10 protein-coding genes are annotated in these 16,698 nt (G+C 42.1%); 1 reads left to right on the top strand and 9 read right to left on the bottom strand.

Annotation, left to right across the window (positions count from 1 at the left end; translation table 11 throughout):
* Positions 1 to 285: 285 nt before the first annotated feature.
* The 3 genes from MHH44_RS04465 to MHH44_RS04455 all read right to left on the bottom strand — a co-directional run bounded on the left by MHH44_RS04465 (position 286) and on the right by MHH44_RS04455 (position 3,725).
* Positions 286 to 2,415 carry an ATP-dependent Clp protease ATP-binding subunit gene (locus tag MHH44_RS04465; protein ID WP_340797932.1) on the bottom strand — a complete coding sequence of 710 codons (2,130 nt, stop codon included), beginning with the start codon at positions 2,413 to 2,415 and terminating at the stop codon, positions 286 to 288.
* A 174-nt stretch (positions 2,416 to 2,589) separates the two neighbouring features.
* Complete coding sequence (locus MHH44_RS04460; RefSeq protein WP_039966323.1) at positions 2,590 to 2,898, bottom strand: metal-sulfur cluster assembly factor; 309 nt, start codon at positions 2,896 to 2,898, stop codon at positions 2,590 to 2,592.
* Positions 2,899 to 2,960: 62 nt separating this feature from the next.
* The gene (locus MHH44_RS04455; RefSeq protein WP_340797931.1) at positions 2,961 to 3,725 is read right to left on the bottom strand and encodes a prolyl oligopeptidase family serine peptidase; all 765 of its coding nucleotides are present in this window, start codon (positions 3,723 to 3,725) and stop codon (positions 2,961 to 2,963) included.
* Positions 3,726 to 3,827: 102 nt separating this feature from the next.
* Between MHH44_RS04455 and MHH44_RS04450 the strand changes: the two genes are divergently transcribed.
* A complete protein-coding gene (locus MHH44_RS04450) occupies positions 3,828 to 4,634 on the top strand; it encodes a Cof-type HAD-IIB family hydrolase (RefSeq protein ID WP_008403583.1) in 807 nt (268 codons plus the stop codon).
* Positions 4,635 to 4,688: 54 nt separating this feature from the next.
* Here the strand turns inward: MHH44_RS04450 and MHH44_RS04445 are convergent, their stop codons facing one another.
* The 6 genes from MHH44_RS04445 to addB form a co-directional block, all read right to left on the bottom strand.
* Positions 4,689 to 6,143, bottom strand: coding sequence for an alpha-amylase family glycosyl hydrolase (locus MHH44_RS04445; protein ID WP_340797930.1), 1,455 nt, complete (start codon positions 6,141 to 6,143; stop codon positions 4,689 to 4,691).
* A 401-nt stretch (positions 6,144 to 6,544) separates the two neighbouring features.
* On the bottom strand, positions 6,545 to 6,913 hold the full coding sequence (locus MHH44_RS04440; protein WP_014824620.1) for a YisL family protein: 369 nt from the start codon (positions 6,911 to 6,913) through the stop codon (positions 6,545 to 6,547).
* Between the two features lie 210 nt (positions 6,914 to 7,123).
* The gene (locus tag MHH44_RS04435; RefSeq protein ID WP_340734739.1) at positions 7,124 to 8,026 is read right to left on the bottom strand and encodes a fumarylacetoacetate hydrolase family protein; all 903 of its coding nucleotides are present in this window, start codon (positions 8,024 to 8,026) and stop codon (positions 7,124 to 7,126) included.
* A 139-nt stretch (positions 8,027 to 8,165) separates the two neighbouring features.
* Positions 8,166 to 9,344: a DUF418 domain-containing protein gene (locus tag MHH44_RS04430; protein WP_340797929.1), complete on the bottom strand. Its 1,179-nt coding sequence runs from the start codon at positions 9,342 to 9,344 to the stop codon at positions 8,166 to 8,168.
* A gap of 12 nt (positions 9,345 to 9,356) precedes the next feature.
* Positions 9,357 to 13,076: a helicase-exonuclease AddAB subunit AddA gene (addA, locus tag MHH44_RS04425; RefSeq protein WP_340797928.1), complete on the bottom strand. Its 3,720-nt coding sequence runs from the start codon at positions 13,074 to 13,076 to the stop codon at positions 9,357 to 9,359.
* Positions 13,051 to 16,692, bottom strand: coding sequence for a helicase-exonuclease AddAB subunit AddB (gene addB / locus MHH44_RS04420; protein ID WP_340797927.1), 3,642 nt, complete (start codon positions 16,690 to 16,692; stop codon positions 13,051 to 13,053). Before addB ends, addA begins: the two co-directional genes overlap by 26 nt.
* Positions 16,693 to 16,698: the final 6 nt, after the last annotated feature.

Below are 16,698 nucleotides of genomic sequence, written 5' to 3'. Positions count from 1 at the left end.
GCACAATACATTTATCCGAGAATTGATATGACTTTTCACTTTTACTCAATTATATATACATATCCCTCGCATACAAAAAAGAGGGTGGGACATAACCCAAAAATTGATTTCCATTTCGGGACGCTTTCCGCGGGCGTGGCCTGAGCCTGTAGTCTCAGGCGTCACGCTATTCCCGCAGGAGTCGCCCTCCATTCCAATCAATTTTATAAAATATCCGTTTCTTAATAAGGTTTTTCTCCTTAGCTTATGAAATTTCTACTTCTGTCCCAGCCCCTTTCTTCACCCTTAATTTGAATTTATAACCAGCTCTTCATTTTCCAATGCAATTGACAATGTTCCACCTGCTGCGACTTCTCCTTTTAACAATTCACGAGCAACAATCGTCTCTAAATGGCGTTGGACAAAGCGTTTTAATGGACGTGCACCGAATTGCGGATCGATCCCATGCTTCACAATCCAGTCGACCACTTCAGCATCCACAGACAATGTAATTTCCTGTTCGGCAACTCTGTCTTGAAGCTGCTTTACATATTTCCAAGCAATCTTATGGAAGTGCTCGTTCGATAAGGCATGGAACATAATAATATCATCCATACGGTTTAGCAGCTCTGGCTTAAAGTGTTGGCGTAATGCCGTTTGGACAAGCTGTTCTGATTCTTCTGATCCTTCCAGTAAAAACTGCGAGCCGATATTCGATGTCAAAATAATGACGGTATTCGTAAAGTTGACGATCCGTCCTTGGCTATCAGTAATGCGGCCATCATCCAGCACTTGCAGTAAAATATTCGCGACATCCGGATGCGCCTTCTCGATTTCATCCAAGAGTACAACGGAATACGGGTTGCGGCGTACCGCTTCTGTCAGCTGACCGCCTTCTTCATAGCCAATATAGCCTGGAGGTGCTCCGACGAGTCGTGACACAGAATGTTTCTCCATATACTCGCTCATATCAATTCGGATGAAATGATCTTCTGAATCGAATAATTGTGCGGCCAATGCTTTTGCCAATTCGGTTTTTCCGACACCAGTTGGCCCTAGGAACAGGAAGCTTCCGATCGGTTTATTCGGGTCTTTAATACCTGAACGTGCACGCCATACTGCTTCTGTTACATAAGTTACCGCATCGTCCTGACCGACTACCCGTTCATGCAGCGTATCTTTTAAACGGAGCAGCTTTTCGCGTTCACCTTCAACAAGCTTCGTTACCGGAATACCTGTCCAGCGTGAAATGATTTTAGCAATTTCCTCTTCCGTCACTTCTTCACGCAGCATGCGGTTACCTTCCGACTGTTTCAGCTGCTGTTCCAGCTCGGAGATTTCCTTTTCAAGCTGTGGAATTTTACTGTATTGGAGCTCACTTGCCCGCGCTAAATTATTGCCTGAAATAAATAAGTCATCGCGTTCGGCCTCCATTTTTTTCAGTTCATCTTTTTTATCGCGCACGATTTGCAAGCCGTTTTTTTCAAGCTCCCACTGTTCTTTCATCAATTTAATCGAAGTTTCCAATGTATCAATTTCATCAGTAATTATTTCAAGGCGCTTTTTGCTCGCGTCATCTTTTTCTTTTTTCAAAGCCTGCTGCTCAATTTTAAGCTGTGTAAGACGGCGCGTTAACTGATCCAGTTCCTGTGGCATTGAATCGATTTCAATACGGATCATTGCACATGCCTCATCAACGAGATCAATCGCCTTATCCGGTAAAAAGCGGTCTGTAATATAGCGGTTTGCCAGCTGGGCCGCTGCAATAATTGCGCGGTCATGAATGCGTACGCCACGATGATGTTCTTCAAATCGATCTTTTATACCGCGTAAAATGGATACCGTATCTTCAATAGAAGGTTCCCGCACCATTACTTGCTGGAAGCGGCGTTCCAATGCAGGATCTTTTTCGATATACATGCGGTACTCGTCCAATGTTGTTGCTCCAATACAATGCAGTTCACCGCGTGCAAGCATTGGTTTCAGCATATTTCCTGCATCCATTGCTCCGTCCGTTTTCCCTGCACCGACAATTGTATGAATCTCATCGATGAATAAAATGATGCGTCCTTCTGATTCTTTCACTTGTTTTAATACAGATTTCAGTCGCTCTTCAAACTGTCCGCGATACGATGCCCCGGCAATGAGCGCACTCATATCCAGTTCATAAAGCTCCGCATCTTTCAATCCTTCAGGTACATCCCGTCTCACGATACGCTGTGCCAATCCTTCGACGATTGCTGTTTTACCAACACCTGGTTCACCGATGAGGACCGGATTGTTTTTTGTTTTACGTGACAGAATACGAATGACGTTTCGGATTTCTTCATCTCGTCCGATAACCGGATCCATCTTACCTTTTTTTACTTGTTCAATTAAATTACGTCCAAATTGTTCTAATGGCGGACGATTATCTTGAGTTTGATTAAATTGCATACAGTGCACCCTTTCATTTAGTTTGACCTTTTTTGATTAATTCAATTATAAGTCAAAATTGGTCAAACAACAAATAATTACACCCGGATTCCTTCGCATATATGTTCGTAAAAAAAATCGATCACTTTGCCTTTATGCAAAATGACCGAATTTCTACTGATTTATTTACTTTTATTAACGAATACCTAATGCCATTTTTGCATAACGGGACATATTGTCTTTAGACCATGCCGGTTGCCAAACGATGTCAACTTTTACTTCTTTTACTTCCGGTAATTCACTAAGTGCAGTTGTTACTTGGTCAACAATTACCGGAGCAAGCGGACAGCCCATTGATGTTAATGTCATTGTAACAATTGCTAAGCCCTCGTCTGTTAAATCCACTTCATATACTAAACCTAAGTTGACGATATCAATGCCTAACTCAGGGTCAATTACGTTTTCCAATGCACCTAACATACTTTCTTTCATATCGTGATCAATTGCCATTTTTAAATTTCCCCTTTCGCCATGGTGTTATTGTTAATCATAGCAGAACGTATGGTTTATGCCAAACATTGCGCCATAAATTGCGTGACTTGCAAAATCCCATTTCTCGATACGGCATGGCCTGCTTTTTGTTCTGCCAAATAAGTAATATGTTTTGCTTTTTTTTCTTTTTCTAGTTGTTCAACATAATCTCGGCTCATATGATAAGGAACGACCGTATCGCGCTCACCATGCCAGAAAATAATTGGTTTGTTTGCCCATAGATCCTCATGCAGTTCCATATCGAATTTTTGCAGCATTTGAATCAGACCAGTTTGCTGTTCTTCAGACAATGGGAAGGTTACGCCCTTTTGCTTTAATTCCTCTACTTGATGAAGAGCCAGTTTCGTATAGCTTGTCGTTCCCATGCAAATACCTGCCGTTTCAATCCATGGATAGATTGCTAAACAGCCTGATGTGACGATTCCGCCCATTGAAGTGCCGGCAATCCCAACTTTGCTCCCAGCTAAGTTTTTCAGCTTCAATTCTTCATAAATAGTATGTACTTCTTCCACCGACTTTAATACAATTTTCCAGAAGTTAAAGTTCATCTGATCTTCCGTCAATTGATTCGAGCGCTCACCATGCAATAATGCATCCGGTAGTATAACGCGTACACCTTGCTGCACAAACTGATAAGCGTAATGTAAATTATGTTCCTTTGCGCTCAAAAACCCATGAAGAAAAATAACGACCGGTGTTTGCTCATCCATCGTTTCATCATATACATGCAGTAGTGGAATGGACTTCCATTGTTCTTTATTAACTATCAAATTACTCACCTCTTTGTTTACATTAGCAAAAATTGGTCAATGTTTCAAAACTTTGACGAATGCTAAATTTGCACGTTACAATTATACCCAGGCTAAAGGAGGCTTACTCTTATGAACGAACATTTAATTGTATTAGATTTAGACGGCACTTTATTGACGGACGAGAAAAAGATTTCTTTGCTGACAAAGGAAACGTTGTTGAAAGCAAAGGAAGCCGGTCATCAGGTGATGATTGCGACAGGACGTCCGTATCGTGCGAGTCAGCTTTATTATCAGGAGTTGAGTTTAACAACCCCGATTGTCAATTTTAACGGAGCCCTCATCCACCACCCTAAAAATCCGATGTGGAAAGCGATTCATACAACAGTCGATTTAAGCGTAGTCCACGATGTTGTAGAATCTGTTCATAAATATGAATACGACAACTTAATCGCCGAAGTAATGGATGATGTATATCTTCATCGTGAAGATGAAGGTGTGCTTCAGTTGCTGCATATGGGTAACCCCAATATTTTAACAGGCGATCTGAAAAATACATTAAAGGAAGACCCGACAAGTTTACTCATTCAAGCCGACGATGTTAATACACCGATTATCCGCAAGCATTTGCAGGATGTCCACGCTGAGCTGATTGAGCATCGACGTTGGGGGGCGCCTTTCCCAATTATCGAAATTGTCCATAAAGGGTTAAGTAAAGCGGTAGGGATCGACTATATCGCAAAAGAAATGGGCATTCCGCGCGAACGCATCATTGCATTTGGCGATGAGGACAATGACTTGGAGATGATTGATTACGCTGGTGTTGGGGTTGCGATGAGTAACGGAATTGACGATTTGAAAACAATCGCCAATGAAATTACGCTATCGAACAATGAAGACGGTATTGCGAAGTTTTTGCAGGACCGCTTGAAACTGTAACAGCTAAAATATAAACAGCCTGGAAAAGCATGTGTCTGCTTCTCCAGGCTGTTTTTATTGTGCTGAATTCTCGGCACGGCGTTTTTTCCCGCGCTTCATAATAACAATCATAAATGCTGTGTATAATACAACGACCAAACCAAGTGCCACAATGTAAGAAGTGTTAATCCCCCGCGCTTCAATCACCTGGTACACTTCCACCATTTCGCGGTCTAAAATAATCGCATAATTGCCGTCCTTATTTTCACGGATAATTTCACTGTTGAACATGCCGCGAACTTCTTTTCCTTCACCTAGCTCAGCTACCGGAATATGCACACGTTTTGTCTTACTACTATTATTAATGACAACAATCCATGTTTCCTCATCGGATTTGCGTTCGAATACAAGATAGCCGTCTTCATTTTCAAGCCATTTAAATCCCCCGTTACGCAATGTCTCGGAATCATTTCTTAATGACTGGAGCTTTCCTACATAATCGGCTAATTCTGAATCCGTTTTAAAATTGTAGTATTGGTGTGCTTCAACACCCGCTTCCCCATTCATCGCAATTTCAGAACCATATTGCACTACTGGTACACCTGGAAGTAAGAGTGTGCTCGCGATGGAAATTTTACTCCGTGTCGGCGGATACATACCTTCCTCTGTTGCCGCCAATGTGAAGCGATCCGACCAGATCGTATCCGTCATCGACAAAACCGGTGTCCCTGAAAGCATTTCCTCGATATGAGGCTCTAGTACAGTCGTATTTAAATCGACATTTTTAAATGCATTTGTAAAGTTTGAAGCAGTATCACTGTAAAATTTCGCGTCAAAATTTGCATCACTTTCCGCATTCGCAATTGTATAAGCACCTGCTGCTTTTAACTGCTCGATAAAGCGATTTAAAAATGCAGTATCGGCTTGTTCAATATTCGTCAAACGAACCCCATCTAATTTATATGTACTCACAAATTGTACAGCACTGTTGATCAGTTCATTCTGTACTTCTTCATTCGTTAAGTCCCACTGTATTTTCCCATCGTTTTCAGATGCTGCAAATCCTTGTTTTTCTGAAAGTTCATGGTTTGGACTTACATTGGAAATAGGGAAATCTACCATTATTTTGATGTCACGTTTTTGATAAGCCTCGACCATTTTTTTAAATTCCTCGCCTGTACCAAATCGGTGGTCAAACATTGTGTAGCTCGTTGGCATCGATCCATCATATTTTTCAGTCTCAAATACAGAGCCAATCGAAAGCATCGTATACCCCATATTTGCGACATAATCGATTTTCTTCAGCAAACCATTGAAATCCCCGCCTGCAAACATCGTCGGGTCCTGAGTATTTACTGTATCATCATCATTTTTACCGGTACCATTAAAGAAACGGTCCACTAAAACGTCATATATACTTTCATCTGCAATCGTACGCTCTTCTTCCGCATTTGCAACAGCAGCAACTGACAATGAAGTCGAAAGCAGCACACCCGCAGCCAATGTACGAAACCATTTATTAAATCCCATTTATTTCCCTCTCTTTCATATACAGTCCAACGTCATTTTACCAAAAAAGGTACAAACGTAGCTACCTTAAAAAGTTATTTATAGGAAATTCGGCAAATACGTGACAAAAATGTGTATGGATTGTTACATAAGGTTAGAAATTGGTGGCGCGGTGTCTTTTAGTAGAAGTTTTCATAGTAACTTCCGGGGATATTAGAACTTTGGGGGGTGAAATGTAGAACGATGGGCCGGGAAAGTAGAACAATTTGGATCTAATGTGGAACATTTCTCCCTTAAAGGAGAAAGATTTGCGACGAATGTAGAAATTTCCAGAGATAATGTAGAACCTCTCACCGCTGCCCTTACGCCATACAAAAAAGCGTGTAAAAAGCCACCTCCACTTTTTACACGCTCAACCTTTATTAGAAGTTTACACCGATACCCATGCTTAAGCCTAAGTATAATGTGATTAATAGAACGATACCGAATAGTACCCAGAACATGTTGACAGATTTGCCTTTGTTTTTGCGTACTAGCACCATTTCCATAAAGCCGATTACTAAAATACCAAATAAAACTTTCATATCATAGTTCATACCGCTTTCAGAAATCTTGTCGCGCCATTCCAGGAATAAAGACAACCCTGTAACGATTACTAAAATATACATTACACGTAAGATCATGTGTACTGCTTTCATCTTTTTGCCGGATAATGCAGCGATAAAGAATAATATTAATGCTATTACCCAAGTCGTGATGTGCATATGTGTCGTACTAGTTAAGAAATCCACGAATTTTCCACCTCTTCTATTTATTCTCTACAGCCAATATCCTACCATGTAAAGCCCTATAAATTCAATTGAATCTGCCAAGTGTTCTATGAGTTGTCATAAAAAAACGAAACTTTTCCGCAAAAAAGCAGTAGATTTCCCTATACCAGAAAATCTACTGCCTATTAATAGCAAATCTAGCAATCTGCAGCTATGAATATCCTAATTTCATTAAGCAAATCGGTTTGCTAAAGTCCCGATTCCTTCAATTGCAATTTTCACTTCATCGCCTGCTTTTAAAAATTGCGGCGGGTTCATCCCTTTTCCAACTCCGGCCGGCGTACCTGTTAAAATAACATCGCCTGGCTCTAATGTGACATATTTAGAAACTGTCTCAATAATTTCGGAAACGGAAAACAGCATATCTTTTGTCGAACCGTTTTGACGTACTTCACCATTTACTTTCGTCACAATGGACAATGCATGCGGATCAGGAATCTCATCTTTTGTTACTAAATACGGCCCCATTGGACAGCTGCCTTCCAAGCTCTTGCCTAAGAAGAACTGTTTATGCTTCTCCTGTGCATCACGGGCTGTAAGATCATTGGCAATTGTATAGCCGAACACATAATCAAATGCCATTGCTTTTGGAACATTTTTTCCGCGTTTGCCGATTACGACAGCCAGCTCTCCTTCATAATCAAGAGAATCCGTCACATCTGCATGCACAGGTAATGTTGATTCATCCGGGGCAATTGCAGTTGGTGACTTTGTGAAGACAACGATATGTTCCGGTGCCTTTTCTGCACCCATTTCACGGGCATGATCACTGTAATTCTTACCAACACATAAAATATTTTTCGGTGTACGAGGAACTGGCGACAGCCATTCAATATCAGAATAAGCCAGTTTGAACTGAGCACCATCTTCATGATTCTGAGCTGCCTCTACTAATTTACGAACTTGTTCAACAAATTCATAGCCATGTGCAATCCCGTCAATAATTGTTTTCGGAAAGTCTTTTAGTACATTAAGTTGGTTTTGGATTTCGATAACATCCCAAACTGCCTCTTCTTTTTTTACTTTTGGGCCAAACTTTACTTGTTCGTTTACTTTAAATGATAACAATTTCATAACGTGGAGCACTCCTTCTGTTTTTTTACATCATACATTAAAATAAAAACAATTGCCTTACTTTTCTGACAAAAAGGGACTTAATACGTAAAACTAAGCGTTCGGCGCATAAAACTTTTTACAATTCCGTAATCTTTGTTCACGATTTACGTTCTGCGGGTTTGCCGTAAGTAAATCTTTTCAGCAACGCTTCAATCGGCCCTTGATTATATTTTGAGAAATAGATTTCCGCAAACAGTACTTGGATGACGAAAATTCCGACCGCCATATAAATCCCCATCTGCACATCTACTTTTCCATATAAACCGAATCCCCAATTGTAGAACAGTGCCGTACAAATGACGGACTGCATCAGATAGAGCGTAAGAGACATACGGCCAGCCTTTGCAATTGGCGACAGCATTTTTACAATGACCGGCAATTGTGTCAGCAATGTTATGACTGCCATATAGCCTATCGCCAGCATCGGTCCGCCAATGTAAACTTGCAAGTATTCATTGCCGAATGTTTGGTCACCGGCAATTGGCAAGCTCTTCATATAAAGTCCACCGCCCATACCAGCTAAAGCCAGAATGATCCAAACAGCGATTTTTTCTTTCGCTTGCTCGATGAGACGCCATTTCGCAAGTGCTGCGCCAAACAGCATATAAGGTAATATCGTAAATAAAGACGAAATCCACATCATGACACCCATCTGAATCGATAAATCATCCAGACGCTGCATAAATGCATCTGTCCAGTTCCCGATACCGTATGCTGTTAAGGCACTTTGAATTGCTTCAATATCGACAGAAAAACTATCCGTTGATGCCGTAAAAAAGCCTGCCGCAACATATAAACTTAAATTAAAACCATGATACAAAGCATTTACCGCAATTGCTATAAGCAGGAGCCATTTTGCCTTTAACCGAATAAGCGCGATTAAAAATACACCGCAAAACGCGTACGTCGCTAAAATATCGCCCCACCAAATAAGAACTGCATGAAACATCCCAATGCAAAACAACAAAATGAGACGCTTCGGTGCAAACCGGTAAAAATCGGCGCCCGTCTCCTTTGCTTTAATATATTGCATAGCTAGTCCATACCCGAACAGCATAGAAAATAACGGATAAAAGCTACTTTGTACATAAATATCCAAAAGCTGCTGGAGTATGATATCCTGCACTTCGTTAAACCAGCTTCCTAAATCCGCTATATGCGGCATTGGTAAGTAAAATCCAAACATATTCACTAATAGAATGCCGAGCAAACTTACCCCACGCAATATATCGAGTGTCGCAACACGCTCTTTCGTACCTACTGGGCGAAAATCCACCGTCAAATCCCCCTAATCTATTTTCACTTCTTGTCCAATACTGTATAAATATAAAATGCGTTCACTTATTTGAATACGCTTAATTGATTGGACAGCATGCTGATAATAGTTTAATTGAATTTGATACGACTTTGTCATTTTTTGTTTAATTTTCTCAAAATCGCCTAATAAATATTGTTCGATATAGTCCGTTTTATAATCAAGAAGCACCCAGTTCCCCTGTTCATCTTCAAAAATACAGTCGATGACACCTTGAATAATTTGGGCGTCCCCTTCCTGATCTTTCAAACTAAGTGTAAATGGTTCTTCACGCAGCACTTGTTTCGCTTTTTTAAAACGCCCACCTATTTCTGTTTCGAAAAAGGCAAATACCTTTTCTGCCGAAACCGCATCTGCTTCGATTTGCTGCAGAAGCTGACGTTCTACGAGTGATTGGATATACTGTTTTGTCTCTTCAATTGATGCAAATCCTTGCTGCGGGATATGCTGCATAACGGCATGGACAGCTGTACCGACTTCGGTTGCCGAAAGTTTACGTTCTTTTTTCCCTTTCAGCATAAAGTTTGGTACATCGGTTTTTACGTAGCGCTTCGCTTCCATATTGTAAAGCTGCTCTTCTTCCATTTGCTGCAAACTTTCAAGACGCTTTTGCTCAGACACCGACGTTTTCGATTTTTTCGTCACCGCATTTGCGTACGGGTATGGTGTTGTAAAACGTTTTGTCAGCAGCTCCACCAGCTCTTCATTCACAGCCTGTTCAACCACTTCCTGCTCCACCGTTTCCGCTTCATTGGCAAGCAAATAGTCGCGGTTTGGAATAATGCGGACTGTCCACTTTTCTGTTGTTGCCGCTTCATTCGAATAGCCGTAATCGGCAAACAGGAAATCATTATGTCGGGCAACAGCCGGACCGACCCAGCTTAAATAACTGTTCGCTTTTGAACGAATGTATGCAGGAAGCACCGTCTCCTCCAGCTCCTGATAAAATGCCCATTCTTCCTTCTGCTTCTCCCAATCTTTAATCGAGCCGACTAAAATAAGTCGTTCCTTTGCACGAGTCATCGCAACATATAAAACACGCATTTCCTCCGCCTTCATTTTCGCCAGCTTTTTCTCCTTCACATATAAATGCGGCAAAGAGGTCGAAATGATATTTAAATCTGGATTGACCGATTTAATCGCCAAACCGAAATCCTGATCGAAAATATAGCGGCTGCCTAAGTCTTTTGTATTGAAAGTCCGGCTCATCCCCGCTACAAACACGACCGGATATTCAAGCCCTTTTGATTTATGGATTGTAAGCAATGTCACGACATCATCGGCTTCACTTGTTGATTTCGCAATCCCTAAATCGTCTCCGCGCGAACTTATGCGGTCGATAAAACGCAGGAAGCGGAATAATCCGCGGAATGACGATTTTTCATAGCTTAATGCACGGTCATGCAGTGCCCGTAAGTTCGCCTGTCGCTGCTTGCCGTTCGCCATCGCGCCGACCATTTCATAATAATTCGTATCTAAATACACTTGCCATACTAAATCAGCCAATGCCCCATGACGGGAAAACTGGCGCCATTTCTGATGCATCGTAAAGAACTTATCAAGCTTAGCTTCAGTTTCAATTGGCATGTCACCCGTTGCCTCTTCTTTATATTGTTTTAACGCTTCATAAAAAGGGACTTTTCCATTAATTAAACGGATTTTTGCCAGTTCATTTTCAGTTAACCCGATAAACGGAGCACGTAGTACAGACGCCAGCGGAATATCCTGATACGGGTTGTCGATGACTTTTAACGTGTTAATCATAATCATGACTTCTAGCGATTCAAAATAACCGCCGTCCGTTTCGGCATATAGCGGCAGGCCGGCCAATTTGAATTCCTCCGCAAACGTCGTATACCATGTACGTGAACGCATCAATACGACAATATCGCGGTAGCTGACAGGCCGCATCGATTTCGTTTTCGGATTGTATACTTGTCCACCACGATCGACTAAATCTCGGATGCGCTGAATAATGTAACGCGCTTCCTGCTGTGCTGAGCTGATGCTCTCTTCCTCTGAACCTTCTTCACTTCCCGGAATGATTTGCGCTTTTGAATCACCTTCCAGTAAAACTAATTCAATCGGTACTTGCTGTTCATCATAGCTCGCCCCGAACTTCAGTTTTGCCTGTTCATCGTATGCAATTTCACCGACTTCTTCATCCATAATTTGCTCAAACACATAGTTCGTACCTTCAAGCACTTCCGAACGACTACGGAAATTGGCATTCAAGTCAATTTTCATTCCTGTTCCGGACGGGTCTTCTTCAAATCGCTTATATTTATCTAGGAAAAGACGTGGCTCTGCAAGACGAAACGCATAGATAGACTGCTTTACATCGCCAACCATAAACATATTCCCGTCCTGCTCCCCGCCATTTTTCACAAGCTGTAAAATTGTTTCCTGCAAAAAATTTACGTCTTGATACTCATCGACAAGCACTTCTTTGAAACGCTTCTGGAAATTCAATGCGACATCAGATGGCAGAGGGGGATTTGACGTACTTTCTTCATCCGTCAAAATTTCCAGTGCATAATGCTCTAAATCCGAAAAGTCAAGCAGGCCGCGCTCTTGCTTCGCCTTTTTAAACGCTTCACTGTATTCAATCGTCAGTTTTACGAGCGTTTCCAAAATAGGCTTTGTCGCCGCCATTTCCTGTACATACAACTTTGGATGGCGTGCAAAAAATGTTTCCTTTAAATCAGACAGCATTTCTTTTGCCGTATCACGATGATTTTTCGCCACCGCATAATATTGTTTATCTTCCTCGGTATCCTTTTTCGTCAATGGCTTGATCCGTCCGAACTCAACAGCTGGAATCAGCTCATATGCCTGTTCCCATGAACCTTCTTCCATTGCCTTGAGTACATGCATAACCCCTGTATATTCAGCTTCAAACAATGGCTTATTTTTCTCTAACGCTGGTGTAACGGACACAATTTGCAATCCTTTTTCAAGACGAGTGGCAATTTCTCTCAGGCTCCCGATAATAAACGGGCGGACTTCCTGCGCAATGACCAGTTCATCAATTGGACTTTCCGGATCAATATTATATTTTTCCGGCAATGCACGCAGCCACTCATACGGGTTTGGCTGTACGCGCGATACTTTATACATTTCCTGCAGCAACAGCTCAATCGCCTGGTCACTGCGGTCAGATGCAAAACTGTCGATTAATGTATAAAGCTCCTCTTTCGTGAACGATGCCTCCATATCACCGCGGTATGCCTTTTCAAGCACATCCATCAGCACATCATCCTGTAATAATGAAGCTTCCTCCGTACTTGCCAGACGGAAACCCGGGTCCAGATCAATCGTGTATGCATATTCACGGCAAATCGATAAACAGAATGAATGCAATGTAGAGATTTGTGCTTTGTTCAGTAAACTTAACTGACGGCGAAGAAATTGGTTGTTCGGATTTTGGGCAAGCTCCTTTTCAAGCGCTTCTGCCATACGGTTACGCATTTCCGCAGCCGAGGCATTTGTAAACGTTACGACGAGCAGCTCATCTACATCAATGCGCTTGTCTTCAGGCGCTAACATCTTTTGAATCAGTCGCTCGATCAATACGGCCGTTTTTCCCGAACCGGCCGCTGCCGAAACTAATATGTCATGACCGGATGCATAGATGGCTTTCCACTGCACATCTGTCCATTGAACATCATTCGGCTTCACTGGAATTGTCATCTGCACATACCACCTTTTTAATATTTTCGAATACTTCCTGTTCCGGCTGTTTTTTTATTTCATTATAGCTGTTGCCGGTTTCCGACTGGTCGAACTGGCAAACCGATTTAAAGCTGCAATACGTACAAGCCTTTTGATTCCCTAGGCTGTACGGTTTAATTTCCGTATTTCCGCGGTAAATCTCATTGCCCGCCTGACGGAATTTATAGTGTACAAATTCCTGCAGGTTTTCCATCTGGTCCTGTTCGATTACTTTTGATGAACGGTTGTTAAATTCCGGATTCTCGCCGCTTTTAAACGCTGCCGGCACAATAATCGATGTTTTACTCGGCTCGAGTGACTTGTCCATCAACTGTGCCACTTCCACATCTTTTACCATATAGCCGCTTAACTTGAACTTCTCCTGACGTAAACTTTCCACACGCTCATACTGCTCATAGTCCTCTGTTGGAATAAGCGGATTATGCACATGGAGATAGAACATCCCTGCCGCCTGGACAATGATATTTTCCAGCTCCGATAAGTCCTGGATGAACTTTCCTTCGCGTGCGATTATCGGGATATTTTTCATCGCTACATCCAAATACGTCAACAGCTGCAGTGAAATCCCGTTATATACTTCTGTAAAATCGAGCTTACGGCCGCTAGATTTATAATCAATGACACGCAAATACAGGTTTTCCGCATCTTTATATGCATCGATCCGGTCAATTTGCCCGCGTACATACATTTTCCGGTTATGCTCCAAATCAATTTTCAGTGCTTCCAGCGGATTGCGGTCATCCTGTTCCGTATTTTTATCGTCTCGTTTCCCAAATGGCTTTTCATGAGCAATCGCTTTAAACTTCGACAGCTCACTTTGATTAATGAGCGCATAAATCGTACGGGCAACAATTTTCACAAGCTTTGTTTTAATATATTCGAAACGGTGGCTGCTCTTCAGAATACTGTAAGAGAAATAATCCGCCAGTTTTGAAATCGTCTCATCCGCTTTTTTATAGCACGCTACATATGTTGTGAGCGGAATCGATGGCTCTTTCTCGGATAAAATCGTCCGGATCGCCTCATGGAACAGATCGCCCATCGCGAACGTTTCCAGCTTGAATTCTGTACGCTCCTGCAGTTTCAGCCCGTAGGACGCAAAATGCGAATACGGACAGCTGTAAAAGCGTTCGATACGCGACACACTCGCCAAGAAATCTTCGCCATACAATGCTGTCGCTACTTCTTCCGTTAGCGGCTCCGCTTCATTTGTCGTATATAAAGGTTTTTCCACGACATTCAGCACATCTTTCCAGCGCTGTTCCCGTTCGTAAAAAGCTTTTAATGCTGCCCATTCTTCGGTAAGTGGACGTCGCTCGTGCTGCGCCTGCTTCAGCTGGGTCATTAAGAAGCCAATTGCTGGTGATGGGTGCTGTATATAATTGAGCACATTGTCTTTTTGGAACTCATCAAGCGGGTCCATCGCAATTTTCCGATGCGGCAGTGTACGAACCGATTGTTCATCTGGTGTGCCGCGGTTTTCCGTCATTTCAAACATGCTGTGAAGGCGGTTAATATAAAGTGATGGCAGTTTGCTTTTACTTTCCTCATCTGCATTTGCATACGTAATATATAAATATTGTGTCGATGAAGAAATTGCCCGGTAAAAGAGGAAGCTTTCCTGCAGGAGCCTGCTTTTTATACCTGGTGCAAGTTCCACATCGATTTTTTCAAATGTTTCACGCTCATCATCAGACAGCAGACCTCCCGCTTCCATACGCATCGGGTACACCCCATCATTGACACCAATTACGAAAATCGCCTTTTTATTATCAAATCGTGCAAACTCGACAGTCGAAACGGTCACTTCATCCAATGTTGGCGGTACACTTGCAAATTCAAGTGTTTCAAAACCTTCATCCAAAATTTGCGCAACTTCTTCCAACGGCATAACTTTATCGCCGAACATCAGGTCAAACTGCTCCAGAATATGAATCCAGCCATTCCACGCCTGCTCATGCTCCAATGACTGATGCAATGAAGCGGACTGCTCTTCCTGCTCCTGCATTTTTAGCAGCTTTTTATAAATATCAAGCTGCTCCATAAATTCATACAGTGCAACGACAATTTCACGGCCTGTCTTTTTCCCTTTCAACCGGTTCTGCAATGCCAGTACCGGTTCACGGATTAAGTCACGTACCGATTTCAAAAGCTGTTCATGCTCCAGCTCGTCTTCTGTCTGGACCGCGTTTACTTTTTCCAGTGATTTAAAACGGCGGTAATGCCATACTTCCTCTTTCATCCAACGGTCATGAACAATCCCTTTCGCAATGACGAAGTTTTCCAAAATATCAGCTCTGTCTCTCATCGCGACTAAGTTGGCTCCATATGGGAAGAACAAATCTGTTTTTATACTTCTGAAAATCGGTTCGTATTTCCAGTTAGTTGTGATAATTTCCAGTACAGATCGACTAAATTCGATAAGCGGATGATAAAGCATCGCCCGCTTCTCATTTGAGAAAAACGGAATTTCATACTGTGTAAAGGTCGTTCCGATAATCGCATCATATACATCTGCCTGACGGTACATAATCCCGATATCTTTATAACGCAGCCCCTTTTCCAGAACGAGCTGTTTAATTTCCTGGGCAATACCTTGCACTTCTGCGCGCGGATTTACGCCTTCCAATATTTTCGTGTGTCCCGTTGATTCGACTGGTCTATCGGTAATTTTGTCGAAGCAATGTTCAATATGGAGCAAGTCCCGATTTGTCGCACGGTAGTTTACTTCTAAATGAACACGCGGCTCCTCTTCAATATCAATTCCTCGTTCGAATCGTAACTTTTGCAGCTCATTTTTTATTTTGTCATACGTCATCGCAGCTCTGTAAAATACCGAGCCTTCCAGTAGATCCATTTGCGGGTCTTCCATCGGGAGCACAATTGTGACACTCTTCGCATAAATAAGCAGCTCTTTTAAAATGGCAAATTCCTGTCCATTAAACGAAACAAACCCGTCCAGATAAATATCGGTATTGCGCAAGCTTTCCATTTTAGGAATACGTTCAATTAGCAGCGGGAAATAGCCATCGCCATCAATATAATCTGTCCCGATCCGTTCATGCAGCAGCTTTAAAATAATATTCAGGTCATGTAATTTATGAAGCAGTACTTCACTTGCACCGTTTAATCTTAATGACTCGATCAATGGCTCGATTGTTTCCACATCGATATGATATTGGCTGAATTCCTTTAAAATCTGCTCGACTTCTTTCGTAAAACCGGGTTTACCTGCCGCGCGTTTAAATAAAAGGAACTCTTCCTGATGTTCTTCCAAAATACGTCGTAACAGCATGCGGTACCCTGTGCCGTCAATACGTTCGTGGGCGATACCTCCTTCATTTTGCAGCACAAACCAGGCCAGCCGTTTGAATGTCATAACCTGTGCACGCATCATTCCTTCAATGTCATAGTTCGTCGTCAGCTCATATTCCGTTGTAAACGACATTTGGTCAGGAACTAATATAAAAATTGGATGTCCAAATATATTTGTTTTTAAATCATTGACTATTTCACGGTGTATCAAAGTAGTTTTCCCCGTGCCTGCCCGTCCTGTTATAACTCGTAACGTCACAATTCC

Source organism: Solibacillus sp. FSL K6-1126 (genome assembly GCF_038003445.1).
GTDB classification, from domain to species: Bacteria; Bacillota; Bacilli; order Bacillales_A; family Planococcaceae; genus Solibacillus; species Solibacillus silvestris.
This window is presented reverse-complemented; position numbering and strand designations above follow the sequence as displayed.

Bases quoted from the DNA above. Each gene is read 5' to 3' on its own strand.
- MHH44_RS04450 (WP_008403583.1), top strand. From the start codon at position 3,828: ATGAACGAACATTTAATTGTATTAGATTTAGACGGCACTTTATTGACG.
- MHH44_RS04445 (WP_340797930.1), bottom strand. From the start codon at position 6,143: ATGGGATTTAATAAATGGTTTCGTACATTGGCTGCGGGTGTGCTGCTT.
- MHH44_RS04465 (WP_340797932.1), bottom strand. From the start codon at position 2,415: ATGCAATTTAATCAAACTCAAGATAATCGTCCGCCATTAGAACAATTT.
- MHH44_RS04435 (WP_340734739.1), bottom strand. From the start codon at position 8,026: ATGAAATTGTTATCATTTAAAGTAAACGAACAAGTAAAGTTTGGCCCA.
- addA (WP_340797928.1), bottom strand. From the start codon at position 13,076: ATGACAATTCCAGTGAAGCCGAATGATGTTCAATGGACAGATGTGCAG.